Genomic DNA, 26,989 nt, shown 5'->3' with positions numbered 1-26,989 from the left:
CGGTTTTTTATAGACTAGTAAATCACTATTTCATTTCCTGTCCTCCTATATTTATTCTGGTGTACGGAACAAATGATCTTCAATGTTTCCGTTAGTGAACGGGTCGACCTGATTTGCAGGTTATAGACATAAGTTGCCGTATGCTTATTGCCACTTCTGATTTTTACGCCGTAATTGATGGCTATGATTTTTGCGAGCTCATTAAATGAAGCATGGTTCAGATTGATCACTTTCTGAAACCAGACATTGTGCTCCCTGATGGCAAAATTACTGACCTTCCATTGCTCATTTTTTGAATTGTAACGGAGCTTCTTCCCCGGTATCAGGTCGTCCAGAACCTGAGTTCCATTGCTCACCCGAACTTTCCCTTCGCTTACACTCACTTCAGTAAGTGTAGCTTTTTCGGTACTCAGGGCGAATTTTGTGCCCAGCACCAGCGTTTTGATTTGTCCGCTATGGACCACAAAGGGATGATGCGGATCTTTTGCCACTTCAAAAAAAGCAAGCCCCTGATCCATGTAGACCGTCCTGTCCTTTAGTTTAGCAAATTGCAATGGAATCCTTAAACGGGTTCCCGGATTCATCTGAATGACCGTTAAATCTTCCAGTGTCACCTTTTTATATTCCCCGGCATAGGTCTCGATCACCCTGAAGTCTTGTTCTGAATTGGGCTTAACCGGCTTTTTAAGAAAAGGCTTTCCCAGAAAAACTGCAGCTATTGCAATGGCCAGTACCGCAGCATATTTATAATATTGCCGGAAGGAGAATTTTCTGATCTCAGGAGGATTTCTATGATTTAAAATCGCCTGCTGCATTTCTTTCCTGATCAGTTCTTCTTCCAGCGAATCAGAAAATACGGCCGCCTCATTTTCCTGGTCATAGGAATCATACCAGGCGGCAATGAGTTGCTTTTCCTCCTCATTTGCCAGGCCATCGGCATAACGCGTTAATATTTTTTTAAACTGATCTGGTTCCAAGTTGCTGCTTTCTTTATTATAAGTACCAACAGGACCCGGAAACTACTTTTACAAATCGTTAAGCTTATGTTAACTAATCAGACGTTCCGGAAATTTATCTCCCAGCTTTTTCCGGAGCCTCCGCATCGCTTCAGAAATATGATTGGACACTGTTTGTTCGGCCAGGTTCAGCTTCTCTGCGATTTCTGCAGTAGACAAATGGGCGTGCCGCATCAGGTAGGCACGCCGCATTTTTTCAGGAAGTTCTTCTATTTCAATTTCAATCAGCTTCTCCAGCGCTAAATAATCAGACATTTCATGAATAGAAACGGTAGCCCTTTCCAGCTTTTGAAGCGTATATTCCATTACCCGCTCTGCGATCTTCTCTGTTCTGAAATAATTGAGCACCTTTAATTTTACCGCGCCGAATAAAAACTGGTCCAACGAAGTATTGATCTCCAGACTATCTTTTCGCTCCCAGATGCTGATAAAAACGTTCTGAACAATATCCTTTGCAGCATCCTCATCTTTAACCCGGCTCAGGACATGGATATAGAGTTTTTTCCAATATTGCTCATATAAAAGGTCATAAGCTACCTCATTGCCCAGTTTTAACTGCCGGACAAGTTCCTCATTATTTCCACTACCTTGAAGCATACCCCAAAAGTAGAGAACCAATGTAAACAAGATGTTAAGTTCTGGAAATGGGAAACACCAATGCTAAATCGAAGTACTGATACTAAAATCAATGTACATATCCCCCCGGCCGACTAGAATCGGCGCCTACTATCTTCCTTTATTCTACACTCATTAATTTGGGGTTTCAAAAGCCGGACCTGGTTTGATCTCTAATCCGGAAAGCTTTGTTTTTAATGCATCGGCCTTTGCCTGCTGACCTCCCGTAACATATGCAGGAATCAGTTCAGCATAAGCCAGAAACAGATAAGGATTAAGCGAAACCGCTTGCTCATAGGCAGTGATGGCTTCCGCTTGCTGTCCGCCGGCAGCATTCAGTTTGCCTTTCGTATAAAAATAACCGGCCATATAAAAAGGTTCTCCCTTGGCAGAGATTTCCTTAAATACGGCTTCCCCCTCCTGCTGATGTCCGGTAAGGACGAGTAGGGTCACGTACCTTAATTTATCCCCGTCTCTAACCGGAGTCTTACCTGTTAAAAAAGGCTGAAGGTATTCTTCGGCAGCCGGTTTATTGCCCTGAGCAGCATAAAATGCGGAGATCCGGAGGTTGTAATCTGCCCTCGCATTTCCGGAAGCCGCAAGAATTCGCTGTGCCTCTTTCAGCGTCTGGATCGCCACATCATATTGTTTGTTAACCGCCAATGCATCTGCATATAAATTCCGGTATTCAAAGTTCTGAGGCTTTTGTTCCACCAGTTCCCTCAAAACCATTACGGGCTCTTTGTAGCCGAGTCCCGACTGGAGTACCGCTGCATAAGCCAATGCGTCGTCCCTCCTGTCTCTCAGGTAAGTGGAGACTGTTGCTCCGTTTTTTCCATATTCCTGAGCAGTGGCTATTGCTTCCGAAATCATTCCGTTTCGTTTATACATTTCACGCAACTGCATATTCACCCTTGCCAGTTCCTGGTAATCATCTTCCAGCCGGAAGGATTTTTTAAGATACATTGCCTGTTCCTGAACCGCTGTTTTCTGCGCTATTTCATTTGCAGCAAACTTAGCCGCAATCAAGTCTGCATAAGCAGAATAGACCGGGGCATATTCAGGATTAATCTGTTCCGCTTTTTTTATCCATCCCTCTGCGTCTTTAAAATCTTTTTGTTCTATTCTGAGCTGTGCATAATCCAGATAGGCAGGCAAATATTTCTGATCATAAACCAATGCAGTATCGATATAAGCAGCTGCCAGCGCCGGATTTCGTTGTTTCACTTTAGTACTCAGGTTCAGGTATACCTCAGACCAGTTGCTGGCCATTGCCTGTTTATCACCGGCCAGGTATGCCCGCTCTTTCTTCACCAATCCATCCAGAAACCGATACATTTCCGGGTCTTTAGATTTGAGGTCTGAAGTGGTATTCATGGATTTAAAATCCAGGGGATGCACTTTTACAGGTTCAAAATAGGCAGGATAGGTTTGTGCAAAATACTCACTTTCATTGTTCTGAGAATAATAATCCAGGGTCCTTTTTTCTTTCATTGCCTGATAATACAACGATCTGATCTTTCTATTTTCTGCATCTGTCAGCACCCGCCCATGAAAAAGGTGGACATATTCATGGAGAATCACATTTCTTTCCAGAAAGGCCCCACGTTCCACGTATTCTATGGCCGCGGCACCACTTCCTACCCCTCTGATGTCCATCCATTGACGGTTGTCGAAAGTGGTCATGTAACGGAAAGAAGGAGAATTCATCGTAATGGCCAGGTCGTTGTGTAATGGTGGAATCCGAAAAGCATTCTCTTGTTTAGAGAGAAAAGGAAAATAGACCACAGCGGTAAACAACTGGTTCCAGGCCATCGCTTTTACCGTTTCTCCGGGATAATAATTCACATCAGGAAATACCTTTTGAAAATTCGTCATATCCGTAATCTTTGTCGCACTCAATTGATTAGAAATCGAATCATAGACCGAGAGGTATGGAATCCGTTTAGACTTGATCACTGCGGATAAGCCATTATGAGCAGGTCCATAGTGTTTTTTCATGGCCAGAATGCGTCTGAAAATCGACTCTGCAGAATCCAGCCTCACTTTACGGTCCATATCAAAAGCAATATAATAGATCGAAGCCCGGTGCATCAATGGCAATACCGAACCCGGATATTGTTTCCCTACCATCCTGGTGGTTTCAATTGCTTCCTTTACCTGATTTTGACGTACCTGATCATCTGCTTTTTCCAATGCTTTCCTTACGATATCATCGTCTTTTTCCGCATAATCCGCATAGGTCAGGTTGGTATGTCCATTGCCCCAATGCCAATGTGTTTGAAAATGCAGGGGATTGATGGCCAGTGCCAGTTCCCATTGGGCGGCCATGGCATTCAATTGCCTTGCATCTACCCTTCTCCAGATCGCATAGCCATAGCTAAAGCGGGCGTCCGCATTGTAAGGGTCGATTTCCAGTGATTTTTTTAGTGGAGCCACCGCAAGATCAGGTTGCTGATCCCAGAAATATACATCGGCCTCCAATAAATAGGCACCTGCACTTTTAGGATGATCAGCCATTACTTTTTTCGCGATTTCCATCGCTTCTTTATAATTCTTTTGCAATAACCTCGTTCTCCCCAGCATCAGCCATAATTTCTCCGAAGGCTGACTTTTCAAAGCCTGCTCACATAAGCTTGCCGCCTGTGGCAATCGCCAGGCCTGGATTTCCAAAAATGCTTTTAAAAGGATTGCCTTTTCGTTCTTAGGTTGCGCTTTATGTACTTCATTCACCAGCACTTCCGCTTTTTTCAACTCGTTGCTGAGGATCAGATAATCTGCCGATAGCAGTTTGTAATTTGCTGAAGGTTTCTGATGTGCAGCAATCGCCCGGGTAGCTTCTTTCCACATCCCAAGCTGCAACATCCTTTGAATCCCCTCCACCGGTTTCCGAGAAGAAGAAAACTCCTTTAAGACCTTGATTTTCAAAGCCGACAGATCTTTTAACGCTTGTCCGGCGCTATCCGGATTGATGGTTTGTGCAGAAAGACCGCTCACATTCAGGCAAAGCAGACAAGACAAGTAAAAATGGGTTCTTTTCATAACAATACTAATTTAGGCCAGCGACATTAATTTCCTTCATCATATAACCGGTCTGCATCTTTCCACACCTGCACTAATCATGGTTTATGTATCTACAACAGGTGCTCCTCGCATGTGCTCCGCCTCATAAAAAAGCAAAAATTACGATTTTCTTTTGTTCAGAACGCATTCCCATTGTATTAAAAGTAATACCCGGCCGCGAAATAAGGCCAAACAGGATCATAATAACCACAACGCATCCAATTGAGCGCTGATTGCCATCAAAGAAGTTACAAAAAAGAAGGGAAGGCTTAAAAAAAAAGCAATACTTCGGCGATTAGCCCAGGTATTGCTTTGAATATAGCGATGATTTTTAATCGTGTTCTGAGGGATTATTCAGCTACAAGGTCCAGATCGGACGCTTTTACTGTCAGGCTGCTTAAGTCTTCCAGCTCTGCATCGTGGGTATAGCTTCTGATCGCAGCAATGCTACGTTCCATATCCAACCAATACGTATAATAACCGCTACGCCCCAGCACCTGGTTATCCGCATCCTTCAAAATAAAATAAGAACCCTGTTCGTCTGACTGACGGCTGAAACGGTGTGCGAATTTTGAATTTGCCTTAACCAGGTCAATTTGCTTTTCGCAAGCGATTTTTGCAGTCGTACGATCCGAACTCCGCAATACGATCTCGCCCGATTTCAACTTTAGGTTAAAATGGTACTTGTTGTCAAAGTCTTTTATAATCTGAAATTTTGCCATAACTCATTTAAAGTTTACGACTGCAAATTTAAGATCGCCGGAAATAAAAAACACACATCAGTGTCAATCGAAAAACTGATAAATATCAATTATTTTAAAAAGTTATTACCGCAACATGACCTTTAATAGTGGAAGAATGCAAAAAAAATAGAAGTAACTTTGCAGAGAGAACGAGAATATGAGCCTAGCCGGAATTTTTCCAATTGATCAATGGAATTTCAAATCACAATCTATCCTGAAAAGTATTCCCTCCGAAGACCATGACCGCCTTTGTGTCAATATGACTGTAGAAAGTTATAATAAAGGAGATGTGATCTTTAAAGAAGGTGCTGTTCCTTCGGGGATATATTACATTCAAAAGGGGATCGTAAAAAAGTATAAGGTAGACCGTGATGGCAGGGAACAGATCATTTATGTGGCCGGTAGTACAGAACTGATCGGATATCACGCAATCCTGGCTGAAGACCGCTATCCGGACTCTGCAACTGCGATAGAAGACTGTATTATTGCCTTTATCCCGAAAGAAGATTTTCTGGAAGTATTACACAATTCCGTGATTCTTTCTCAACGTTTATTAAAGAACATGAGCCATGAGTATGCGGTTTTAACAAACAATATTGCTGTATTTACACAAAGAACAGCCCGGGAAAGAGTGGCCATCACCCTGATCGTGCTGAGGGAAAAATACAAGAATGAGGAAGCGAATGAAGATACCATTAACATCTCCAGAAGTGACCTGTCCAATATGGCTGGCATCGCCAAGGAGAACCTGGTCCGGATTTTAAAGGAATTTAAGACACTGGGCATCCTGTATACCGAGGGCCGCAAAATTACGATTACAGATATAAGAATGCTGGCTGAAATCTCGAGTTACAGCAATAAAAGCCTTAAACTTCGTTAAGATTTACCGGAACCAAACTGATAACCAATACTTTTCCGATCAGGTTCGGGCGCTTCTTTCCTCACCAGCAATTCATCCAGATACTGAAATACAGCTTCCATATTTTTGTCCTGATGGTCCAGCTTCTTTTTGATCTGTTCCACCTCCAGACGAAGGTCTGTATGGTCTGTCAGCATTTGCCTGATGCGTGTAAATGTTCTGATGATCCTGATGTTTACCGCTATGGCGGTCTCGCTGTTAAGAACGCTTGATAACATCGCTACCCCCTGTTCAGTGAAGACCTTAGGTAATTTCCTTAGCCCCATTTTTTCCTTATTGGATATCACATTTTGTGACTTCCAATCCGACAATTCCTGTACGGTTAGCTGGAACATAAAATCCGGAGGAAAACGCTTTGCATTTCGCTTTATCGCCTGATTCAACACCCTGGTTTCTACACCATACATTTCTGAAAGATCGCGATCGATCATCACCTTTTGTCCCCTGATCAGATATATTTTACTAACGATCAGTTCCTCTGGAATGATCACATTCTTTAGTTGACTCATAAGTCTAATATATCAAGAATCAGAACCAAGTGGTTATTTTTCGCTGAAAGCCTGAAGATATTTAGCGATATACTCCTGCTTCAGCTTAGATTTGTACTGCATAATATATCGCGGGTGTTCCAGCGCAACAATTTTCTTAAAAAAATGATGCTCCTCATTTAGTTTTCTAAAAAAGGCTTCGTTCTTCCCTGTTCCAAAACAAAAACAAACATCCGTTTCAAAGCCCATCGCAATTTGCGTCCGGATGTTCTTCACGATAAAAGGATAGACTGCTTTCAACAAAGCCTTATTGTCGTAATAGTTATAATTGGTCTCCTTGCCATTCTCTCCCATAATGGTAAAGCCTAAAGGACAGATGGAGTGAATATAAAACTGCTGATAGAACTCCTCCACCCCACCGAAAGCTTTGATCATGTCATAAATGTATTCGGAAGAAGGCTCATGTGTCATGGGCCCTGGAAAGTCAATCTGACAATTGGTCACCAGGCGCTTGGGATCGGTAAATGAAATACCAGTGAATCCTGAACCAAAGCGTCCGGGATTGATTCCCAGAATCAGATGCCTGGGTAACTCATCATCATAGTACTTCCGGTAAAATGTAGATGAAGATTGTAAGGCAACAGGGCTTTCTTTAAAGGGGTTCATGATCCTGATTCCCTCGGGCAAGGTCCCGGTAAACTCCAGGCTTTCATTAAATGAGATGATCCTTTCGGCAAATGTAGACATATCCTAAATATAGAAATTCTGGCGGTAAACCAATAGTTCATTTCTGAATGAGCAATGATGATTGACATACCCCACAACTTCCAAATGCCAATATCTTATCGACTAAAGCGGAGGAAACCCACGTTTTACCGGCAATGGTAGAAAAGGATAGGCGTCATTCAGTGTATCTATCTTTCGGACATTTAAGCTGTCTGAGATCACCCATACATTAAAGGATTTATTGCTTTTTTTTCTTTTACATCTCCCCGTTGATTTTTTGGAGCTTTAAAATACCCCTCACTTCCGGTATACACACCGATCTTTTTATCTGATACCTTAGTATATATAACCGGAAATCTCCCATTCTTTTCATATTCATCAACCGTAAGTGATTTATTCCCTTTATAGAGAATAACCTGACTATAATGAGGATCGATCTTATTAAAATAGAGCTCATACAGACAATCACTACAAGACTGATATTTAATATATCTGGCCACAATTCCTTTAAGATCATCGTTTAATTCCACATAATTCCCGGAGGGAATTTCATTTTTCGGATGCTTTCTGATGACGACAAATCTCACCTGATAGCCATTATTTACGCTTTTATCCGGGATGCCAATACAAGAAAAGAGTATAATCAATAAACAACAAAGCCCGGATAACCGGGCTCTGAGTTCTATATTTAAAGCAAATAAAAGCACTTCACCAGCTTGGCTTTAAGTATAAATAGGCTTCTCAATACTCAAAGCTTTAAGAATGTTGGAGATCCTTTGCAAATCATAAGGAATTAGATTGTCAGAAAGAAAAGAATGTCTAAGTGTATCCCAATCGTCAGTAAGCTGACCTAATGACAAGTCCTTTGGCTCTTCCATAGGATTGTAAATTTCATTTGATGCAAAATCCCAATAAAAATCATTTTCTATCTCGATCTCATTTCCATTAGCCTCCTTATATCTTAATAAGAGTACAGAAATCATCTGCTCTATATCTTCCAATTTTATTTTCATCACTTCTTTTTATTTTGAATCTTTTCAATATTCTCTCTAAATGTTTGAATCTCCTTTTCTAAATGTTTAACCCGACCCGCTATAATTTTAGCGCGTAATTCTTCTGGAGCATTCTTAAGCGTTCCCTTGTTGTCAAACTTCATTGGATCTGCTTTATATTCTTTTAACTTTTGTGTATGCTCTGAGATATTTTGTTTTAGAGAAGAAATCGCTTTATTCATTGAGCTCGCTGCAGAAGCTTCTTTTCCTGTCTTAGCTAGCAAAGTGTTTGTAGTACCCTTTGTTAGAGATGCATACAATGCCACTGCGTTTACCCCATCACCTAAATGACCAAGAGCATCTTTTACAGCACCTTCCCTAGGGACCTGAACCATCACAGAATTATAGCTATCACTCTCCTTTGAATACTGATCGACTGCTTGCCACTTTTTACCTGAAGCAGTTTTATTTATTCCTACAGCATCGCCAGCATTAGCAACAAGGGTCTTTAAAGAATTCCAGCCCTGCCTTATAGCTCCACCGATTGCCATTCCTGTTTGAAGTCCAATTGGAATTCCATCGTCATCCTCATCACCTGGTCCGTCCGGCCACATTCCATCAGGATCAGTGAATCTTATAGGATTATTGAAAGTATATGTATATGGCGACCACCTTCTTCCTTTTTCAGCTAATGGATCTACAACGTTCCATCTCCCAACTACCGGATCATAGAACCTTGCCCCGTAATCAAGCTGTCCCAGCTCTTCTTGTAACTCCTTACCATTATAAAGATACTTGTTTGGTCCATCCTTTGCAACCAAGGTCTTTCCAAATGGATAATAATTGGTTTGCTGTAAAACTTCTAAAGCAGCGCTTGGGTTCTTATAAAAACTCAACCTCACATTTCCAAGGTGATCTGTCAGATTATATTCGTAGCTGTAAACACTTCCATTTCTTCTGGCCAAGCCTTCCTCATTATGGATGATATCAATATTGGCACCATCGTACTCTATTCCTTTAGCATAATCCCTAGTTGCACCGTTACTTGTCTTTCTGAGTTTAGCACCTGTTGCATCATAAGTATAGGCCATTGTTAAACCTATTTTACTTACTGCAGCCGGCAAATTCAACTGGTTATAGGTTAAGGTCACTCCAGTCCTTCCATCTACCTTAGCGTTACCATTGGCATCATAACTGTAAACACCTGTTGCAAGTCCGCCGGTAACTTGGTTCAGCTTATTTCCGGTGTAAGTATAGCTACCCAAGGCCCCGTCTCTATTTAAGGAGACAATATTCCCTATCTCATCATAGGTCAACAGTTCACTCATTACAGTGCCTGTACTGGTTCCACTCAATAATCTGTTTAAATGATCATAACCATAGGTAAATACGTTCGGATAGCTCGTATTACTTCCCCAAAATTGATTTGCAATATTTCCATTAAATTGAGGGGTTGTTCCATCCTGGTATTTCAGATCATAGCTGAACTGAGGAGAACTATAGGTCTTTGTCCAGCCCTTTTCATTATAGGCATAGGTACCCGACTGGAGGAAGTTTGTCGTGTCTGCACTATGTACAGATTTTTTAAACAACTGCCCAAGTTCATTATAATACATTCTATTCAGAGCAATCTCTGCAGCCCCATTGATAGATTCCCAGGTGGCTAATTTCCGCCCCATATGATCCAGGTCATAGCGTCTGGCTATGGTTGTTGTTGCACCATTTCCTACATGGGTACGCGTACTGGCTTTCAGCTGTCCAATGAAATCATAGGTATTTTCCACTACATCGGTACCATTTAAATGGTTCTGGCTTTTACTTTGAACCACCCTACTTTCATCATCGTAATAATTGACCGTTAAAAGCATGGTCGTCGTTCCAAGGATATTTACTTTTGTTCCCGTCAATAAGGTTTTGGTACGGTCAGCGGGCATTTGTTCTCCGGTAGGTGCACCAAAAGTATTTCCAACAAAACTATAATTATCATAATAACTGATCACCTGTGCTTCAGTACTAACCCTTGGGAAAGCAACATTGGTATAGTCCGAGCCAACAGCATCCGGCCTGCTTTCCCAAAGGATATTGGTTATTCCATCAGTACTGACTTCGGTTTGCATGGCTGACCTGGCAAGGCTACTGGTATACAAACCCGTAGTCACCACCCTCGCAAAAGCGTCATATTTACTGTAGTTCCATTTGCCTGATCCTCTTTGAACGGAATCCTGGCTCAGCACGATTTGGTCAAGGACATTGTACACCATATACTCCCAACCTTTTCCGGGAATTTGCTTTTCGATCAGCCTTCTTCGGTCATCGTAATGATAACCATAAATAAAGTTCTTAAATACCGTATCACTTTCCATAAAGCTATTGGTGTCGGAACCATTCTCATTTACTCCCGGAGGTAGTACATAGCGAAGATCACCAAAGTCATCATACACATAGTATGTAGACAAGCTCTTGGTGTCAGTTTCCCACACCCTTTTGAGCACCACATGATCATCAAAATCTTTATATTCATCAACAGTACCTGCGTTTCCGCTTACCCAATTCTCATCTTTGATCTTGGTTTTATATAGTCTTCCAGTCGCATAGTTGGCTGCAGAGGAAGCTCCCGAAGAAGTCACCGTCCACAACTTGACCGGCTCTTCAGCTAGATTTGTTCCATACTCACTCACAACTGTTCGTCCAGTAGTAGCCGTACGGCTAGACGCAGGCTGCCAGGCGTCACCAGGAGCGCCTTGCTCTAAGACCCGGTTTAAAGGACTGGCTTCAAATACCATTACCGAAAAAGGTTTAGTTGTGGCTTTAATACCCGTTGTACCACTAAAAAAACTAGCCTGCCCCGCTCCCGGTGTTAACGCATCTGCCCGGTAACCACCACCATTGCTCACTTCAGCGTATGACTGGTATTTCACTGCCTCCCTGCCAAAAGCATCATAAACCACAGGCTGTACCATATCCCGGAAGCCTGGACTTCCCTGTATGGTTATTGCTTGAAGAGACCGGCCTAATCCGTCAAAATATTGGACTGTCTGATTCACCTCTGAGGTGTTCCGTCCTCCTGCCGCGATATCAGTATCGGTAAAGATACCCGGACGTTTAAAGGTCCTGGTCAAGATGTAATTCTGATTCACACTTACCGAATTTAGAACAGGAACATATTTTTCAAAACTCAGTCCGGTAGTATAGATCCTGACTGTTTTACCTGCCGGTATATAAAAGCCATCTTTTAAGGTTATACTGCCTTTGGCAGTGATTTCAGTTTCATTATTATAAATATTTACAGTCCTATCCTGTTCTTCCTGAGCATTGACATTTACATAAGTAAACATGGAGATTAGTCCTATAAAATAAGTGGTAATTTGATTCTTTCTATTTTCCATCATCAGAGCATTTAAGGCTTATAGTGATAAGTTGTATTTTTCAGAACGTTTCCCTTTTGGTCTTTCACATTCTTCAATCTTTGATATCCATCATACTCATAATATTCAATTCTACCATTAGGATTGGTCTTACTAGTTATCCCCACCAAGGGTTTATATATAAAGGACGTAATCTGTGCATTGGGAAGTCCGGATCTCAACTGGGCCATCTTCTGACGAATAAAATCTTCAGTCACTGAAGCATTGTTAAACTGATCAATCACCCCCTCTCCACCAAGTTTAGTTAATACATCACTATAGCTGGCGTTTACAATCTCTGCAATGGGGTACTGCCCCTTGTACCCCCATAAAAGGGTAGTTGACGGAGCTTTTTGTATACTAAACTCCAATGGATTACCATAGAGATCATATCGTTTGAAAGAAATTATCTTACTTAATGCAGCGTTAATGTGAATCGTTTGATTTTGTAGAAAAACCAGCTCATTTGACAAATTTGTATCTACAGCGTAGTTATTACTGAGTAATGTTGTAGACTGGTTGGTGGTAAAAAGTTCTTCAATAGGCTTATCCAACATATTCTTTTGTACCATAAGCTGATAAATATCTAAGCTGCTTTCCCATGGATATTTTGAAGTTTTACGATTAAGAGTACCACCTTTACTGGAAATTGATTCGACAGTTTTCGGATATGTGATCTTATCCGGGTTATAACTAAATGTTTTTATGTTTATAATTGAATCGGATAATGCATAGGTTATTTGCTGTTCACTTTTCAAGCGATAAATACCTGGATCGATATAATACTTTGCTTCATTGAAAGTAAAATCACTTGCACTAAAATGCTCCGGAAACAGCTGGAATTCCCCGCCCTGAGTACCCCATGGAATAAATTCCGGGAATGCGGGGTATATAGCATGTGTTCCTTCAACCCATGTGTTTCCATCTAAACTTGTTCCAATTCTTCGGTCGATCAACATATTTTGAATTTGACCGTTTGGATCGCTAATCCACTCATAATCATAATTTTTCCTCAAGAGCGGAGAATAACCAGAGCTCGTCTTCAGGTAATTTATTTCTTCCTTAATTTGAGGTCCGTTTTGAAACAGGCTGGAAGTTATTTGTGTAAACTTCTTCTGAAAAAATCTGGGACCTTGTAATTTCGCCACCACATCGTCTTTAAATATAAATTTGACGGTCCTCTTATTTGTTAAGGAGTACTCGGTCACTTCATCGTACCAGAACCCAGATTTACCAAAGTCGTAGCTTGAATAATCAGACAGTCCCTTAATTGTTAACAATCTGTTATAAAGGGCGAAATCACTACCATAAGCGTTATAGGTAAAGTTATAAATCTCGTCAATGAAAGAGTTGAGAGTGGGTATTAATTTTATTCTAGCCAGTCCATTTTCACCGATACCATATTTGTATGACTTCTCTAATTGTAATGAACCATCGTGATGGTAACTTTTCACTGTTTTCACCCTTAGTCCGCCTCCTTTTGTAGGCGTATTCGGAAAATTTGAACTTGGGTCAAAACCTAAATACTGCTCATTAAAACTGAATTGGTGTGGTTCATAATCATAAGTACTATAACCGCCAGTAGGGTAAATTATTTTTTCGAGCATAAATGCCTTCATTGCCAACTCGTCGACAGATTTGTCAGCAAACCCTACGGAAAGACCATTATTTACAGGAGGAAGGTTCTTAAAAGCATACTCCCAATAGTATTTTAAAAATACTTTTGGGACATGAGATTGATTCACTTTCCCATTATAAAAACCCCATAAATCGATTGAAGTACTTCCTTTGCCATATCTATTCGTGTTATATTCAAATTTGTACTTATCATCATTTACTGAAATCTGCTTTAACAGGAACTGATCTTGCTGGGCATTCCACTCTCCATAGGCAAAATCTACATTTTTAATTATACTTCCTGCAAAGTCACTAATCTTTATATTGTTGACCAGAGGTAAGGTCCTACTCAGATAAGAAAAGTCAACGCTTCCTAAAGGAAATTCAATTTTCGTCAGCATTTTACTGTCTGGATTAGTATACTCATCCATATCTATTTTTAACGCAGAAATTGATACTTCAGGACGGCTTTCCGGAGGCTTTGAGTTTGGAGACTCCCCAGCGGCGGGTGTATGTGGTAAACGTCTGCTTTTTAAATCATTTACCGTAGTCGCCACTGACACGAGTGGGGCGGAATTACTTGTATCAAAATTCGCCCAGATAAATTTTATCTTTTGATGGTTTTTTGCTTCTATTTCCCTTAAGAGCCAGGATGTGATAATTATTTCACCATTAGCTTCAACATAGTTGCTTTGGAAGGCATCGAAGGGAGCTCCGAATCTATAGATGGTTCCATCCTCATCCGTCACAGTAATGTGGTCAATAAACTCATAGACACCATGTGCGCTATTAACAAGATCTATTTTAACATAATTCCCGTAGGTGTATGCTTTGAACCCATTTAGCTCCTTCTTTATCAGGAACGTGATTGATTTGTGAGGAAGATTAATGGTAAAAATATCTTTCTGTCCATCATAAAGATCTTCTTTATACAACTGATAAGAAACAAGCTCTCCTTTATCTGAAACCATTCCTTTTAACAAAGAATAGTAATAACTTGTAGAAACCATAGCTGCTTTACCATTATTCCTATTGATCCAATCATTTTGTAGCGTATAGTTATCCTTAAAAGGATATCGTTCATCTGCTCTACCTAATACTTTCCTGGTAATGCGGGGATTGATATTTGACACCCATCCGTATCCATAGGGAAACGGCGTATCAGTAATTGAAATGCCTGAAGTAGAATAGGTCATCTTTATCGGGAGAGAAAAATCCTTTAGCTCTATATTGTATAGATCGATAGGAATACTCACTGTGCCACTACTCAAATTTGGTTCATTTCCTAAATAAGTTGTAAACTTACTCGCTACAGGTGATGGGGGCATCACATTAAACTGCAATTTATTATTGTGTTGAGCAAACACATCGGTTCCTAACAAGCAAACAATAAGAAATATAAAATACTTCATAAATAAGGTGGATATTTGGTTCATAAAAAAATCAGGGGGGGGGGATGGAATATCTAATACTTTCCTTTCTTGTTATCCTTAAACCTGAGTTCGAATAACAATTTGAGAGAAAATGTAATCAAAGTGGAATGCTTGTATGTTTAGCTTATATCCTTCTCTTTATCTTCGTAAAGTGAAATATCGATTTTTGGAATCCCCGTATCGAGCTCAATTTCTGCATTTCCATATTGTCCAAAGACAGAAGCGTCAGGAGGAGGTGTAATCACATTTTTCTGCTCTTTGTTGGTTTGAGGTACTTGCCTTAGACAACTCGCACCATAAATAGCGAGTGCAAATAAGATGAGGTAGCGTATTTTCATTGAAAATTTATAGGGAGGTTATGGTGTATTTTATAGAAGAATTATCAGTAAAGATATTTTCATATAAAAACATGCACCTGGTATAATTCGTGTAAAATCAAAAATTTAATGTTTTCTCTGCATTAATATTAAGTCATAGTTTTAAATAAAGCTCATAATTGGAAAAACAAAATATCAATCCAAATATAATAAACTGAAAATCAAATAAAATAGTCAATTAAAAAAAATTGTTAAAAAAATAAACACAGTTTATGCCATAAAAACAAAAACCCGGAATGACGCTCTGAACTTAATCAGGAACTCCATTCCGGGTCTTCGATATATTTTAGCGTATGAGCTGACTAGCTCATTTTCAGTTTCTTCTCAATGTCATTTACATAAGCTCTGAACGTCTTATCCGTCTGGATCAGATCTTCTACGGTCTGACAAGCATAAATCACTGTAGAGTGATCTCTACCCCCAAAGAATGCACCGATAGTTTTCAATGAAGACTTGGTCATCCCTTTAGACAAATACATCGAGATCTGGCGGGCCTGAACAATTTCTCTTTTACGGGTAGGCGCTTTTAATAAATGTACCGGAACCTCGAAGTAATCACAAACCAGTTTCTGGATATAATCCATGGAAACTTCTTTACTTGTGTTTTTAATGAAGTTCTTCAGCATTGATTTAGCGAGTTGCAAATCAATTTCTTTTTTGTTCATTGTAGATTGTGCCAACAGGGAAACCATTGCACCTTCCAGCTCACGAACGTTGTTGTCAATGTTGTTTGCTACGTATTCTACTACCTCATCAGGAAGGTCGATTCCATCAGCATACATTTTCTTTCTAAGGATCGCAATTCTTGTTTCCAGTTCAGGGATCTGAAGATCCGCAGAAAGGCCCCATTTGAAACGGCTCAGCAAACGTTCTTCCAGACCGGTAAGGTCTTTCGGCGACTTATCTGAAGTAATGATAATCTGTTTGCCCGACTGGTGTAAATGGTTAAAGATGTGGAAGAAAATATCCTGTGTTTTTTCTTTACCGGCGAAGTTGTGAATATCATCCATAATGATGACGTCCATGGCCTGATAGAAATTCACGAAATCATTGATCGTATTGTTTTTCAATGATTCTACGAACTGCTGACAGAACTTCTCGCAGGAAAGGTAGATCACCAGCTTATCAGGTAGGTTCTGTCGGATCTCATTTCCGATTGCCTGTGCTAAGTGAGTTTTGCCAAGACCTGAAGCTCCATAGATCATTAGCGGGTTAAAGGAAGTGGCTCCTGGTTTTGCGGCTACCGCATGTCCTGCCGAACGGGCAAGGCGGTTACAGTCACCCTCAACAAAAGTATCAAAGGTATAGTTCGAATTCAGTTGTGGGTCTACATTCATCTTCTTCAATCCCGGGATCACAAATGGGTTCTTAATATCTCTGTTTACATTTACCGGAACAGGCATTGATTGTTTCCTGTTCGTGGAAGACATGCTTCCGTTTGAAGGCATATTAGTGGTGTATGGTAAAGCCCCATTGGTAGATTTATCCACCACAATATTATACTCCAGTCTTCCTTCTGTGCCAAGCTGCTGCTTAACGGTTTTGCGCAATAACGCTACATAGTGCTCCTCAAGCCATTCATAAAAGAATAAACTAGGTACCTGTACGGTTAAAACGCTTCCATCCAGCTTAAGGGCAGATATCGGTTCGAACCAAGTCTTGTAACTCTGGGCCGGGATATTATCCTTTATGATTTGGAGACAGTTATTCCATACTTGAGTACAAGTGTTTTGCATAGTTCTTCTTTAATTTTTACGGTTTATAATAACTAAAACTGCGGATGGGCCCGTCGTTTTGGGAGTGCGAAGATCATAAAATTTACCAACATTCGGATGGAAAATCTCACCTTTTTCGTAACTCGCTCATTCCTAAAATCATACGGACTGGATAACTTTTGCTTGCTGTGGATAACTCAAAAAATGTGGAATTCGTCAGCGGGAGTTCGGGCGTTTTTTTCGTAATTTACATTTTTAATCTGAGATCTGCAGCAGCAAAAAATTAATCGATAAAAAGGGAATGGCTCACTGGAAAATTGGTATCGCTATGGTTATAGTTTTTTTATTTTCCGGTTGCGGAATTTTTCTCCGGAATAGAAAAACAGACCATGCCGGGCTCGAGCGATACGACTACGATCTGCCCATCATCCTCTACCCTTCCGCAGAACCCGCTTCAAAAAAACTAATCTTTATTCTTTCCGGCGACGGAGGCTGGCTGGATTTTGAAGATGAGCTCGCCCGCCAATTTTCAGAAAAAGGTTTTCATACCGTAGGATTCAATTCCAGGAACTACTTCTGGACACAAAGAACGCCCCAGGAACTGAGTAAAGACATCCTGCTGCTATTAAGGACTTATAGAAGAAAATATAAGGCGTCCGAAATCTACCTCTGCGGCTATTCCTTCGGCGCGGATGTAGTCCCCTTTATTTACAACCGGCTTCCTTTTCGGGCAAAAAGAAGGGTCATATCATTGCAATTACTTTCTCCCTTTGCCAGTACTGCCTTTAAAGTCCATACCGCAGACCTCCTCAACCTGGCCGGAGATGACAAGGCATACAAGGTGATCCCCGAAGTGGAAAAGATCCATATTCCGGTCTTTTGTTATTACGGGCTTGAGGAAAACCCTAAACCGCTGAATGAACTGAAGCTTAAAAATTTCAAAATTAAGCTCCTTCCCGGCGACCATCATTATGAATTCCCTGCCAGTCAAACAATTGTTTCGGAATGTGGGAAATCATTGCCACAACTTCCTTATTGATTAGAAAATTTAGGCTAAATTTGCAGATATGAGTACTGTGGACCCTTCTAATGAAATTTTTGATAAAGTCATATCGTTTATTGAATATACCAATCAAAGCATCTTTCTGACCGGAAAAGCCGGAACGGGGAAAACCACTTTACTCAGAAAAATCAAAGAAACGACTGCAAAGAAGACGGTGATCGTTGCCCCGACAGGAGTTGCAGCGATGAATGCAAAAGGAGTAACGATCAACTCGCTGTTCCAGCTTCCTCCAGGTTCCTTTTTTCCGGGTGATGTGAACCTGGCCAGCTTAAGGGCCGGTGTGGTCTCGATCAAAACCCTGCTCACAGAACTTAACTATTCCAGAGAAAGAAAAAGCTTGCTCACAGAACTGGAACTGATGATCATCGACGAGGTTTCCATGGTGAGATGCGATGTGATTGATGCAGTAGATGCTATACTAAGGATGGTCAGGAAAAATGACGCGCCTTTTGGCGGTGTGCAACTCCTGCTGATTGGCGATTTATTTCAACTGCCCCCGGTCACCAAAAGGGAAGACTGGGAGTTGCTAAGCAAAATATACCCTTCTCCCTATTTTTTTGAAGCCACGGTAGTGAAACAACACCCTTTACTGCAGGTTGAGCTCAAAAAGGTATTCCGTCAAACAGAACCTGAATTTGTAGACATCCTGAACGACATCAGGAACAACCAGATTGGTGATGCCAGACTGGACATTCTAAACCAGCGCTTCGATCCTGATTTTAAACAGGCAGAAGGATCGAATCACATTATCATTACCTCTCATAATGCAGAGGCCAATGCGGTGAACAATGAGAAACTCGATGAACTGGAAGGTGACGATTATATTTTTGAAGGGCAGATAGACGGGACACTCAATATCCAAACCCTTCCGGTAGAACAGTCCCTGCGACTAAAAATAGGTGCTCAGGTGATGTTCATTAAGAACGATACCGGAGAAAACAGAAAATTCTATAACGGTAAAATTGGAAAAGTAAAGTCTATCGCAGGAGAAGAGATCTATATTTCTTTTCCTGATGAGGAAGACCTGCTTTTAGAAAGGGCTTCCTGGCAATCATTTGAATATAAAGCCAATGAAAATCAGGCCATCGTTCAACAGCAGGTAGGAGAGTTTTATCAGTTTCCGATTAAGCTCGCCTGGGCAGTAACGATCCATAAAAGTCAGGGTTTAACCTTTGACAGTGCCATCATCGATGCCGGAAACTCCTTTGTTTCAGGACAGGTGTATGTGGCTTTAAGCAGGGTACGTACCTTAAACGGGCTGATCCTCCGTTCCAAAATCAATAAAGAAAGCCTGCGCTCAAATATAGAAGTGCTGAACTATATGAATACCGGTAATGAGGATGAACTGAGCGAATTGTTATCTTTATCACAGGAAAGGTATATCATTTATTTATTCAGTAATGTGTTCTCTTTCCAGGAGGTAATCGAGTCTTTGAATACAGTGACATCAGACCATGAAATCATGAAGTCTAATGACGCCGAACTAAGGTCAATGATTGGGAGCCTCAACAGGTCTGAAGAAGCCCTTCAGGACCTCTCTTTACGTTTCCAGTCTCAGCTTCGTCAATTACAGAAAGACAGTGGCTTAAAGGACCATAAAGCCATTCATGCGAGAATTGAAGCGGCCTTCAATTACTTTGCAAAAGAGATCAGTCTGCAGGTCATCAATCCCCTGAATAAACAGATCCGCGGAAAACCTAAAAGTAAATCCGATCAGAAACTGGTTCACTTATTCCAGCAGCATCGTTTAGCAGCAGAAAATAAGCTGTATAAAATGCGTACCGCTACAGAAATTGCCGCAGAAGCCAGCAATTGGGAGGATCCACATTTACTGATGAAAAAGATACATGAGTTGCTGAAAAAGAAAATGAGTACGCCCGCAGCTGCACAAAATGCCACTACGATACAGCTGTTTTAGTTGGATAATAGCTCTTCTTAAATACCCGGAAAAAGGCACTCAAGTTGTATTTTCTTTTCACCAGCAAGAAATCGATACAAAACAGAGCAAATCTTACTTTCACAATTTAATTAGCCATGTATAGCCCATCTTCCAGCTTTTTTCCTTCTGGTAGATACAAAAAAACACCCGGCATTAATGTTGAATCATCATTATCAATCACTAAAGCTCCGAGCCCCCTGTATTCCGGCTTTAAAGAATTTGTTAGTAAGAACACGATCTTGCCATCACCAAAAAACACCATTTTATAATTTTCTATAGGTTGTATTTTTGTATTATTTGCCTTTACATCTGCTAATAGTTCTTTCCATAACTCTTTTATATCCGGCTCTTTTTTATATAATGCAACGGCATTTCTGCTTTCCGTTCCAAATTTCAATTTCGCTAACAAATCAGCATTCTTACTTTCATATACACTTGCATATTCTTTATAAAACTTCAGTGTTTTTTGTTCAAGAACCTCCTGATCTAATTTTGTTAAATCCTGTCCTTTACTCCAACCCTCGTTTACATAGGGTACTTCAGCTTTAAAATTAAAAGTAAATTCATAATAGGGTTTCCCAGAGGCAATGAAATGGCCTTTACTATCTGTCAAATTATTATGCTTCATCACTACTTGTTCATCTTCCAGCGTTTGACCTCCTTTGCCATCCATTTTTATGATAGATATGGATATTGAAGTATTGTCTGTTAATGTTATTGAGCTATCCCCCTCGCCATATTCTTCTTTTATCAAATCACCTATGGGATATAAGCGATAGGTTAGCTTTTGCTCTCCACTCTTTAAAATGCCACGGTTTATGTCCAAGGGAGTCGCATAATTAGATAACTTATAATCTTTATGCATAGGATAATCATTGACCAATACCTCTAATACGCAATTACTTTTATTGATACGCATATAGTACATTGGCTCATTAGCATAATGTTTAACGCTTTCAACTAATTTTTGCTCGAAATTAGCAGCATTGATTTCCGGATATTGTATGTTTACAATTTTAGTATCAATCGATTTCCTTTCAGGCCCACAAGCAAGAATCAACATCAAAACACCAAACAGAGCAAATCTTACTTTCACAATTTAATTAGCCATGTATAAACCATCTTCTATGTTTCTACCCTCCGGCAAATAGAGAGATACATTTGGTATAAAAAAGGCCTCATCACCGTCCTTATCTATATAATTAACTCTTAAGGCACCGGCTCCTCTGTTAGGATATTCTAAAGAATTTGATAGTAGAAATACAATTTTTCCCTCACCAAAAAATACCATTTTATAATTTTCAATCGGTTGGATTTTTTTATTCTTATAATCGAAACGATTTAAATAGACTTTCCATAAGTCATCTATATCAGATTGTTTTTTATAAAAAGCAACAGCATTCCTTCTTTCTTCACCAAATTTTAATTTCGCTTGTAAGTCTGTACCTCTGTTTTCATAAATCTTTGCATACGCTTTATAGAATTCTATTGTTTTTTGTTCGAGAACTTTTTGATCTAACTTCGTTAAATCTTGTCCTTTACTCCAGCCTTCATTTGTATATGGCACTTCCGCATTAAAGTCAAAAGTAAATTCATAATATGGTTTACCAGCAGCAACAAATCGGCCTTTATCGTCAACCAAACTTGTATGTTTCATCACAACCTCCTCATGCTCGGTCGTTTTTTCTCCTTTGTTATCCATTCTTATGATCGATATCGAAATTGCGGTATTATCTGTTAAAGTAGTTACGATATCCCCCTCTCCATATTCTTCCTTTATTAAGTTGCCCACCGGGTATAAACGATATGTCAGTTTTTGCACTCCACTTTTTAATATTGCATCATTAATCTCCAATGGTGTTGCATAGTTCGATAATTCATAATCATCATGAACAGGATAATCGTTAATCAATACCTCAAGCACACAATTGCTTTTATTAATGCGCATATAATATAAAGGTTCTTTCGGATAGTGTTTTACACTTTCGAATATTTTCTGCTCAAAATTATTTGCATTGATTTCAGGATATTGTGTGTTCATAATTTTCGTATTTGTCGATTGTTTTTTTTCTTGTCCACAGGCAACAAACAAGTTGACTAATGTTAATATTACTAATGTTCTTTTAATCATGATTTGGGCTCATTTATTATTTTATCATCCAACAAAGATATTTTCTGTCCTTTCGCAACATAGGGCTCCATCAATATAAATGGTGTCGCAGGTATAGTAACACTTTTGCCTTCACGGTCCTTCCCACGAGTTTTAACACTCCCCGACAAAGTCCCCGCAATACCCGAAAAAATCACATTATCCACATAATAAGGTTCGGGCTTCGCATACGTATATTTACGTTCAAAAAACAGGCTGCCATGTATTTCAGCCTTACCATCAGCACGTGCTTCATTGTCTACTACCGGCATTACACCTTTAATAAACGCAGGAGCATAACGCATAATCCAGTCCGTTTTCACATGGTATCCTGCTTTAAGCTCACATGAAGCAACAGCATCTATTCCTTTTTTTCTACCAATAATGCCCTTACTATTATTTACATAATTTTCAAGACTGTCTTTTATGCTGACACTACCTACCAAATGATTGATCATCACTTCGTAATTGGCTTCATACTTTCCTTTTATCGTGATCGTGAAATTAAGTTTTTGCCCTATCTTCTCAAACAATCCATCGATACTATTTTCAATACCTTCTTCCAGATTGTCGATCCCTCTTTTGATATCGTTCGTATTAATAATCGATGGCCCTTTTTTTTCTCCGCCAGTCCCCTGATCACCTGATGCACCTCCGGAAGAACCTCCGGATCCAGTTCCAGACGAACCTGCAGAATTTCTACCTCCGAATTTCTTACCTAATTTCTTCAATAAACTAACGTGTCCAAAAATAGTCATGGCTGTCCGTGCATAGTCAAAGACTTTCGCAATTCCAGTAACACTAGTCACAAGGCTCCCCAGTGTATGTTTGTCTTCATATTGTATCCCAAACAACGGCAGTGCAAATACTTTTTCTGTCTGTACAAAGGCAATCCTTCCATCCGCTTGCTTCTCGTAATAATTGGCTCTTACCACACTGATCTTTGGGGTAATAAACTCAAAGCCTTTTCTCTTCATGGCAATGGTTACATTTCCACCATATTTGCTGGCTGCCGACGCGACTTTTCCAATTTTGGTAGCCGCTCCTTTTCCACGGGTTAAGTATAAGATGATCGCATCCACTAAAACGGAAAGAATAACACAATATATAATCACTGCTTTTGCTATCCAGGGGTATTTAGCGGTATAATCCATAATTACCGCAGGCTTATTTCCACTTTCATCAAAAGTATGATAAGCATGAATCCCGAATCCAAACTTCTGAGCAGTGCTGATAAAATAATCCATGATCATATCCGCCATAAACTTCGTTATGAAATCTGGCAGACCGGAATATTGAAACTTTATAATTTCGACAAGATAAGGGGTCAGGTATTTCAACTCATCGTCCAGGCCATTTTGGATTTTAACATCAATGGCCCTAAAAAAACCTCCTATAGGTTGATCATATTTAAAATGAGTTGCCCAGGCCACATCAGGATGAACATTAATATCCAGGAGATGTCTATAGACACAGGTAGTCAATGGTAAATTTGCCTCAATCGCAGGAGAGGGCAAAAAGTATTCTTTGAAAAAGGCGATGTAATCATTCTCATGCTTATACTTAAAATTCACATCAAATGAAAACGCATCATCTGAGTCCTTTTTAACATTCATGAACCCTGCCTTTTTCAAGGGCGCCAGGTCAAATACCTTCCCCTTATGGTTTGCACATTTACCTGGCGCCTTAGCGCCTAACTCTATCTTTATCGTTTTGTTCTTATCACTTCCACCAGCCAGATAATGCAGATGTATTACATTTTCCTTCTTTTTGCCATTGCGCAAATCAGCTTCATCAAAAACAAGCTTTTGATTCTGTTTGATCGTAATGTATTTGCAGAAACCATAACTCTGATGATTCTTGTCTGCCTGTCCGATTTTTAAAGGCGTTAGATTTGACGGGGTTTTAGTTACTGTAGAAGCAACCTTATTCTTAATCCGTAAAAACCGTGCATGCTCCGTATCCTTATTGCTATCGGTGATGTATTTTCTGTTGGCAGGATCATAAACCTTCACATAAAACTGATCGACAGGGTTTGGCCTGATCACCTGGGCATACCATTTAAAAGTATTGCTCAATTCAAGGTTGATCTCCCCATCAATCACATCCACACTCTTTTGTGTAAATATCACAGGATCATCTGTACCGGTAATGCGCCTGCAAAAATCCACAGATAGATTTACATGTCCGTTGAGTCCTTCGGTCGTTAAATTGAGGTATATGACATCCCCATAAGAAAAAACATGTTCCTTGCGTACATCTTTCCCATCGTTGCTGGTACACCATTTACTGGTTACTATTTTCGGAGGACAATATCCGCTGACAATCAATCCGGTCTGATTGGCCAGGTCTTTTTTATGATACAGGCTTGCTTCTACGTAATATTGAAAAGGACCACAAAGATTCTTCGGAATTTTAATGCCATAGGCATAACCCGCAGGCACTGATTTTTCCAGAATAGTATTTCTTTTTTTCCAGCCCTGGAACATCCAGGTTACAGCCTTCTTCTTATCAGCCTCGGGAGTACTTTCATACCACTGTCCCACCTGAAAAAACACGTCCTGGTCAGGAGCAATGACTACCTTTTGATTCGGAACTGATAGCTCATTTTTTACAATCCCCTGCCCTGTCCATTTTATTTTTTTTACGCCTTTTGCCATTTTGAATCAATTTAAAATCAACTGCTGGTATCAGTTATTCCCTCATGCTTAGCTTCTTTTTTATACATATCCCGGACATCAACCATCGGATTGATCTGGTTATGTACCTCCGGCTCTACGTTTTTAAAGTTTTGCTCAGAAGGCTCAGTAATTTGTCCGTGGTCGGTAAACTCAATACAGTCGGGCGCCCCCATCGGACAGGTAGCCTTGCTTTTTTCTGTAAGAATCTTACCGTCGTTACTTAGCGTTACCGTATCATAAAAACCACTCCATTTTGTAATTACTGCCAGGCAAGGGAGGAAATCAACTCCCGCAGGTTGTTTTTTACATTTACCAAATGTGTTCTTTTCTAATGTTTGTCCAAGTTCTTTGCTTGTGCCAATAAGTTTATCACTACCGTCTTTATCATTCGCATAATGCTTTTTATGTGTTTTCACTTTTAACTTATCCAGTTTTGGCTCTACACTAAAAATGCATTTTACGGTGGCACCTTGCACTACGATGTGTTTTTCGCTCATAATCCTATTCTTTAAAAGGGGACCATCCAGATGATTAGTCCAATATTTGTTTTACACGTGTCCAAAAAGACTTTTGTTTTTCGGCGTTCTGTTCTTCTATGTCAGCAGACAATTGCTGGTGTTGTTCCTCCCCGCTTTCCAGATCCGAAATCATGACCGTAATTTTCGGTACCTGATCTAAGTCCAGACTGTACTCGGCCAATAACGTTCTGATAAAGTTGTTTGCAGGGTCTAAAAAATACTGCACAGTATAACTTCCGGATAACTTGTCTGCAACATCCACAGCTCCGTTAGAAGGGAATTGGAAACCATTTTCAATGTCATTTCCACTGCGGAGATCTATGACCTCAGCAACGCTTGTTATTCTTTTTAAATGGTACTCATCCAAATGTTTTTCCATATAATGTGTTACAGAAAAAGCAATTTCACCGGCATCCAGTCCAAATGGGAAAGTGCTTTCTTTATGAAGGCTAAAATCAGCAGTGTAAACACCATAAATGCCATTAAAATATGACCTTAAAACATAATCATTGCGTAAACTGTTCAACAACAGCCCCTGATCTGAAAGGGTCCTGCTGGTCAGCTCAATGTATTTCCCGATCCATTCACCTGTATACTGTTTACGTAGTTTCAACTGTGCACTTGTCCATCTCCCGATGATTTCATCGAAATTCTTCAGCTCGACCAATTCTCCGGACGCACTGATCACCAATTGTAAAGGGTAAAGTGCACCTGCTGTGATGACCGCAATTTCTTCGGCAACACTGTCTGCCTCTGCATCATTGATATAGGTTGCAGATGTCTTATCCATCTCAAATAAGTGGTACTTTTCGTTGGACCTCAGCAACTTCATACTCATCTCATATTTGATGGTATTTATGGCTCCTGACTTATCAATATGGATTTCAACCCCATAATGAATGGCATTCGGGTTCTCTTTTAAATATAAATAAGGGCTATTCTCCGGAACGCGCTTTTGCAATACCTGTTTTTCTTCCGGTTCCACCTGTTCAAAAAACGTATATCTGGACTTTTTCACAGGAATAATCACCTCCTTTAAATCCGGAAAAAAGGAATCTTCAATTGAATCGAAAGGCTCACAATGTGCATTGTGAAATGTAACCATTTCCTCCACGCTATAGCCCAAGGCAATAGCCACACTTAATAAAGTATCACCTTTCCTGATCTGATATGTGGAGAAATTATTCATATTTATTGTGAAAAAAGGTCATCTGTGATCAACCCAACGCCAAGGTACCATACGAACATGTAAATCATCAAAAGCATCATACAACACAGGATGATAAAGATGAACGCATAACGCATCCAGCTGGTCTTAACTTTCTCAGACAGGAAATGAATGATTAAGTAGGAGACTACAGGAGGAATGCTTAATGGGATGCCGTAATGCAGGAAAATATGTACGATGGAATTAAACGTAAGCTCCGGAACCGCATCATGGAATGCAACGATAAACCAAAGCGTAATGATTAAAGCCGATAGTAAAAACACAAGGATTACCTTATAAATCAGGCTGGGCACTTTTTTCATA

21 protein-coding genes are annotated in these 26,989 nt (G+C 40.1%); 3 read left to right on the top strand and 18 right to left on the bottom strand.

Features of this window, described 5'->3' with window-relative positions:
• Positions 1–14 precede the first annotated feature (14 nt).
• The 4 genes from BLQ87_RS00650 to BLQ87_RS00635 form a co-directional block, all read right to left on the bottom strand.
• Positions 15–977, bottom strand: coding sequence for a FecR family protein (locus BLQ87_RS00650; RefSeq protein ID WP_074603987.1), 963 nt, complete (start codon positions 975–977; stop codon positions 15–17).
• A gap of 69 nt (positions 978–1,046) precedes the next feature.
• The gene (locus BLQ87_RS00645; RefSeq protein ID WP_074603986.1) at positions 1,047–1,613 is read right to left on the bottom strand and encodes a sigma-70 family RNA polymerase sigma factor; all 567 of its coding nucleotides are present in this window, start codon (positions 1,611–1,613) and stop codon (positions 1,047–1,049) included.
• A 153-nt stretch (positions 1,614–1,766) separates the two neighbouring features.
• Positions 1,767–4,673 (bottom strand): tetratricopeptide repeat protein, encoded by a 2,907-nt coding sequence (locus tag BLQ87_RS00640; RefSeq protein ID WP_074603985.1) that lies wholly within the window; start codon positions 4,671–4,673, stop codon positions 1,767–1,769.
• Between the two features lie 371 nt (positions 4,674–5,044).
• Complete coding sequence (locus BLQ87_RS00635; protein WP_074603984.1) at positions 5,045–5,416, bottom strand: DUF1508 domain-containing protein; 372 nt, start codon at positions 5,414–5,416, stop codon at positions 5,045–5,047.
• A gap of 178 nt (positions 5,417–5,594) precedes the next feature.
• On the opposite strand from BLQ87_RS00635, the gene BLQ87_RS00630 reads away from it, so the two are divergent.
• Complete coding sequence (locus BLQ87_RS00630) at positions 5,595–6,317, top strand: Crp/Fnr family transcriptional regulator (RefSeq protein WP_074603983.1); 723 nt, start codon at positions 5,595–5,597, stop codon at positions 6,315–6,317.
• Here BLQ87_RS00630 and BLQ87_RS00625 read toward each other — a convergent pair.
• From BLQ87_RS00625 to dnaA, 8 genes are all read right to left on the bottom strand, one after another.
• Positions 6,314–6,865: an ORF6N domain-containing protein gene (locus BLQ87_RS00625; RefSeq protein ID WP_074603982.1), complete on the bottom strand. Its 552-nt coding sequence runs from the start codon at positions 6,863–6,865 to the stop codon at positions 6,314–6,316. The two genes, BLQ87_RS00630 and BLQ87_RS00625, sit on opposite strands and share 4 nt — an antisense overlap.
• Positions 6,866–6,898: 33 nt before the next feature.
• A complete protein-coding gene (locus BLQ87_RS00620; protein ID WP_074603981.1) occupies positions 6,899–7,591 on the bottom strand; it encodes a uracil-DNA glycosylase family protein in 693 nt (230 codons plus the stop codon).
• Between the two features lie 197 nt (positions 7,592–7,788).
• On the bottom strand, positions 7,789–8,217 hold the full coding sequence (locus tag BLQ87_RS00615) for a hypothetical protein (RefSeq protein WP_074603980.1): 429 nt from the start codon (positions 8,215–8,217) through the stop codon (positions 7,789–7,791).
• 75 nt (positions 8,218–8,292) lie between these two features.
• Positions 8,293–8,583, bottom strand: a complete 291-nt coding sequence (locus BLQ87_RS00610; RefSeq protein WP_074603979.1) for a hypothetical protein — start codon at positions 8,581–8,583, stop codon at positions 8,293–8,295.
• A complete protein-coding gene (locus BLQ87_RS00605) occupies positions 8,583–11,951 on the bottom strand; it encodes a DUF6443 domain-containing protein (protein ID WP_083361628.1) in 3,369 nt (1,122 codons plus the stop codon). Before BLQ87_RS00605 ends, BLQ87_RS00610 begins: the two co-directional genes overlap by 1 nt.
• Before the next feature lie 8 nt (positions 11,952–11,959).
• Positions 11,960–14,995 carry a hypothetical protein gene (locus BLQ87_RS00600; protein WP_143010292.1) on the bottom strand — a complete coding sequence of 1,012 codons (3,036 nt, stop codon included), beginning with the start codon at positions 14,993–14,995 and terminating at the stop codon, positions 11,960–11,962.
• A 140-nt stretch (positions 14,996–15,135) separates the two neighbouring features.
• Positions 15,136–15,354 carry a hypothetical protein gene (locus tag BLQ87_RS00595; protein WP_074603976.1) on the bottom strand — a complete coding sequence of 73 codons (219 nt, stop codon included), beginning with the start codon at positions 15,352–15,354 and terminating at the stop codon, positions 15,136–15,138.
• 341 nt (positions 15,355–15,695) lie between these two features.
• Positions 15,696–17,129 carry a chromosomal replication initiator protein DnaA gene (dnaA, locus tag BLQ87_RS00590; protein WP_074603975.1) on the bottom strand — a complete coding sequence of 478 codons (1,434 nt, stop codon included), beginning with the start codon at positions 17,127–17,129 and terminating at the stop codon, positions 15,696–15,698.
• Positions 17,130–17,436: 307 nt separating this feature from the next.
• Between dnaA and BLQ87_RS00585 the strand changes: the two genes are divergently transcribed.
• Entirely contained in the window at positions 17,437–18,147 is a 711-nt protein-coding gene (locus tag BLQ87_RS00585; protein WP_176832984.1) for an AcvB/VirJ family lysyl-phosphatidylglycerol hydrolase, read from the top strand.
• Positions 18,148–18,175: 28 nt separating this feature from the next.
• Entirely contained in the window at positions 18,176–20,089 is a 1,914-nt protein-coding gene (locus tag BLQ87_RS00580) for an ATP-dependent DNA helicase (protein ID WP_074603973.1), read from the top strand.
• Between the two features lie 106 nt (positions 20,090–20,195).
• Here the strand turns inward: BLQ87_RS00580 and BLQ87_RS00575 are convergent, their stop codons facing one another.
• From BLQ87_RS00575 to BLQ87_RS00550, 6 genes are read right to left on the bottom strand one after another with little or no spacing between them, the layout of a single operon-like run.
• On the bottom strand, positions 20,196–21,206 hold the full coding sequence (locus BLQ87_RS00575; protein ID WP_143010291.1) for a hypothetical protein: 1,011 nt from the start codon (positions 21,204–21,206) through the stop codon (positions 20,196–20,198).
• 3 nt (positions 21,207–21,209) lie between these two features.
• Positions 21,210–22,241, bottom strand: a complete 1,032-nt coding sequence (locus tag BLQ87_RS00570) for a hypothetical protein (protein WP_074603971.1) — start codon at positions 22,239–22,241, stop codon at positions 21,210–21,212.
• Positions 22,238–24,919: a hypothetical protein gene (locus tag BLQ87_RS00565; protein ID WP_074603970.1), complete on the bottom strand. Its 2,682-nt coding sequence runs from the start codon at positions 24,917–24,919 to the stop codon at positions 22,238–22,240. The genes BLQ87_RS00570 and BLQ87_RS00565 overlap by 4 nt, the downstream gene beginning before the upstream one ends.
• A 17-nt stretch (positions 24,920–24,936) precedes the next feature.
• A complete protein-coding gene (locus BLQ87_RS00560; RefSeq protein ID WP_074603969.1) occupies positions 24,937–25,437 on the bottom strand; it encodes a DUF4280 domain-containing protein in 501 nt (166 codons plus the stop codon).
• Positions 25,438–25,471: 34 nt separating this feature from the next.
• Positions 25,472–26,647 (bottom strand): hypothetical protein, encoded by a 1,176-nt coding sequence (locus BLQ87_RS00555; protein ID WP_074603968.1) that lies wholly within the window; start codon positions 26,645–26,647, stop codon positions 25,472–25,474.
• A gap of 2 nt (positions 26,648–26,649) precedes the next feature.
• The gene (locus tag BLQ87_RS00550; RefSeq protein ID WP_074603967.1) at positions 26,650–26,988 is read right to left on the bottom strand and encodes a hypothetical protein; all 339 of its coding nucleotides are present in this window, start codon (positions 26,986–26,988) and stop codon (positions 26,650–26,652) included.
• Position 26,989: the final 1 nt, after the last annotated feature.

It is taken from the genome of Pedobacter steynii (assembly GCF_900103665.1).
GTDB classification, from domain to species: Bacteria; Bacteroidota; Bacteroidia; order Sphingobacteriales; family Sphingobacteriaceae; genus Pedobacter; species Pedobacter steynii.
The sequence above is the reverse complement of the archived record's forward strand: the minus strand, read 5'-3'. Positions and strand labels throughout refer to the sequence as shown.

Coding starts and splice junctions, on each gene's coding strand:
- BLQ87_RS00645 (WP_074603986.1), bottom strand. CDS start 1,613: ATGCTTCAAGGTAGTGGAAATAATGAGGAACTTGTCCGGCAGTTAAAA.
- BLQ87_RS00640 (WP_074603985.1), bottom strand. CDS start 4,673: ATGAAAAGAACCCATTTTTACTTGTCTTGTCTGCTTTGCCTGAATGTG.
- BLQ87_RS00635 (WP_074603984.1), bottom strand. CDS start 5,416: ATGGCAAAATTTCAGATTATAAAAGACTTTGACAACAAGTACCATTTT.
- BLQ87_RS00630 (WP_074603983.1), top strand. CDS start 5,595: ATGAGCCTAGCCGGAATTTTTCCAATTGATCAATGGAATTTCAAATCA.
- BLQ87_RS00625 (WP_074603982.1), bottom strand. CDS start 6,865: ATGAGTCAACTAAAGAATGTGATCATTCCAGAGGAACTGATCGTTAGT.
- BLQ87_RS00620 (WP_074603981.1), bottom strand. CDS start 7,591: ATGTCTACATTTGCCGAAAGGATCATCTCATTTAATGAAAGCCTGGAG.
- BLQ87_RS00610 (WP_074603979.1), bottom strand. CDS start 8,583: ATGAAAATAAAATTGGAAGATATAGAGCAGATGATTTCTGTACTCTTA.
- BLQ87_RS00605 (WP_083361628.1), bottom strand. CDS start 11,951: ATGATGGAAAATAGAAAGAATCAAATTACCACTTATTTTATAGGACTA.
- BLQ87_RS00600 (WP_143010292.1), bottom strand. CDS start 14,995: ATGAAGTATTTTATATTTCTTATTGTTTGCTTGTTAGGAACCGATGTG.
- BLQ87_RS00595 (WP_074603976.1), bottom strand. CDS start 15,354: ATGAAAATACGCTACCTCATCTTATTTGCACTCGCTATTTATGGTGCG.
- dnaA (WP_074603975.1), bottom strand. CDS start 17,129: ATGCAAAACACTTGTACTCAAGTATGGAATAACTGTCTCCAAATCATA.
- BLQ87_RS00585 (WP_176832984.1), top strand. CDS start 17,437: ATGGTTATAGTTTTTTTATTTTCCGGTTGCGGAATTTTTCTCCGGAAT.
- BLQ87_RS00580 (WP_074603973.1), top strand. CDS start 18,176: ATGAGTACTGTGGACCCTTCTAATGAAATTTTTGATAAAGTCATATCG.
- BLQ87_RS00570 (WP_074603971.1), bottom strand. CDS start 22,241: ATGATTAAAAGAACATTAGTAATATTAACATTAGTCAACTTGTTTGTT.
- BLQ87_RS00565 (WP_074603970.1), bottom strand. CDS start 24,919: ATGGCAAAAGGCGTAAAAAAAATAAAATGGACAGGGCAGGGGATTGTA.
- BLQ87_RS00560 (WP_074603969.1), bottom strand. CDS start 25,437: ATGAGCGAAAAACACATCGTAGTGCAAGGTGCCACCGTAAAATGCATT.
- BLQ87_RS00555 (WP_074603968.1), bottom strand. CDS start 26,647: ATGAATAATTTCTCCACATATCAGATCAGGAAAGGTGATACTTTATTA.
- BLQ87_RS00550 (WP_074603967.1), bottom strand. CDS start 26,988: ATGAAAAAAGTGCCCAGCCTGATTTATAAGGTAATCCTTGTGTTTTTA.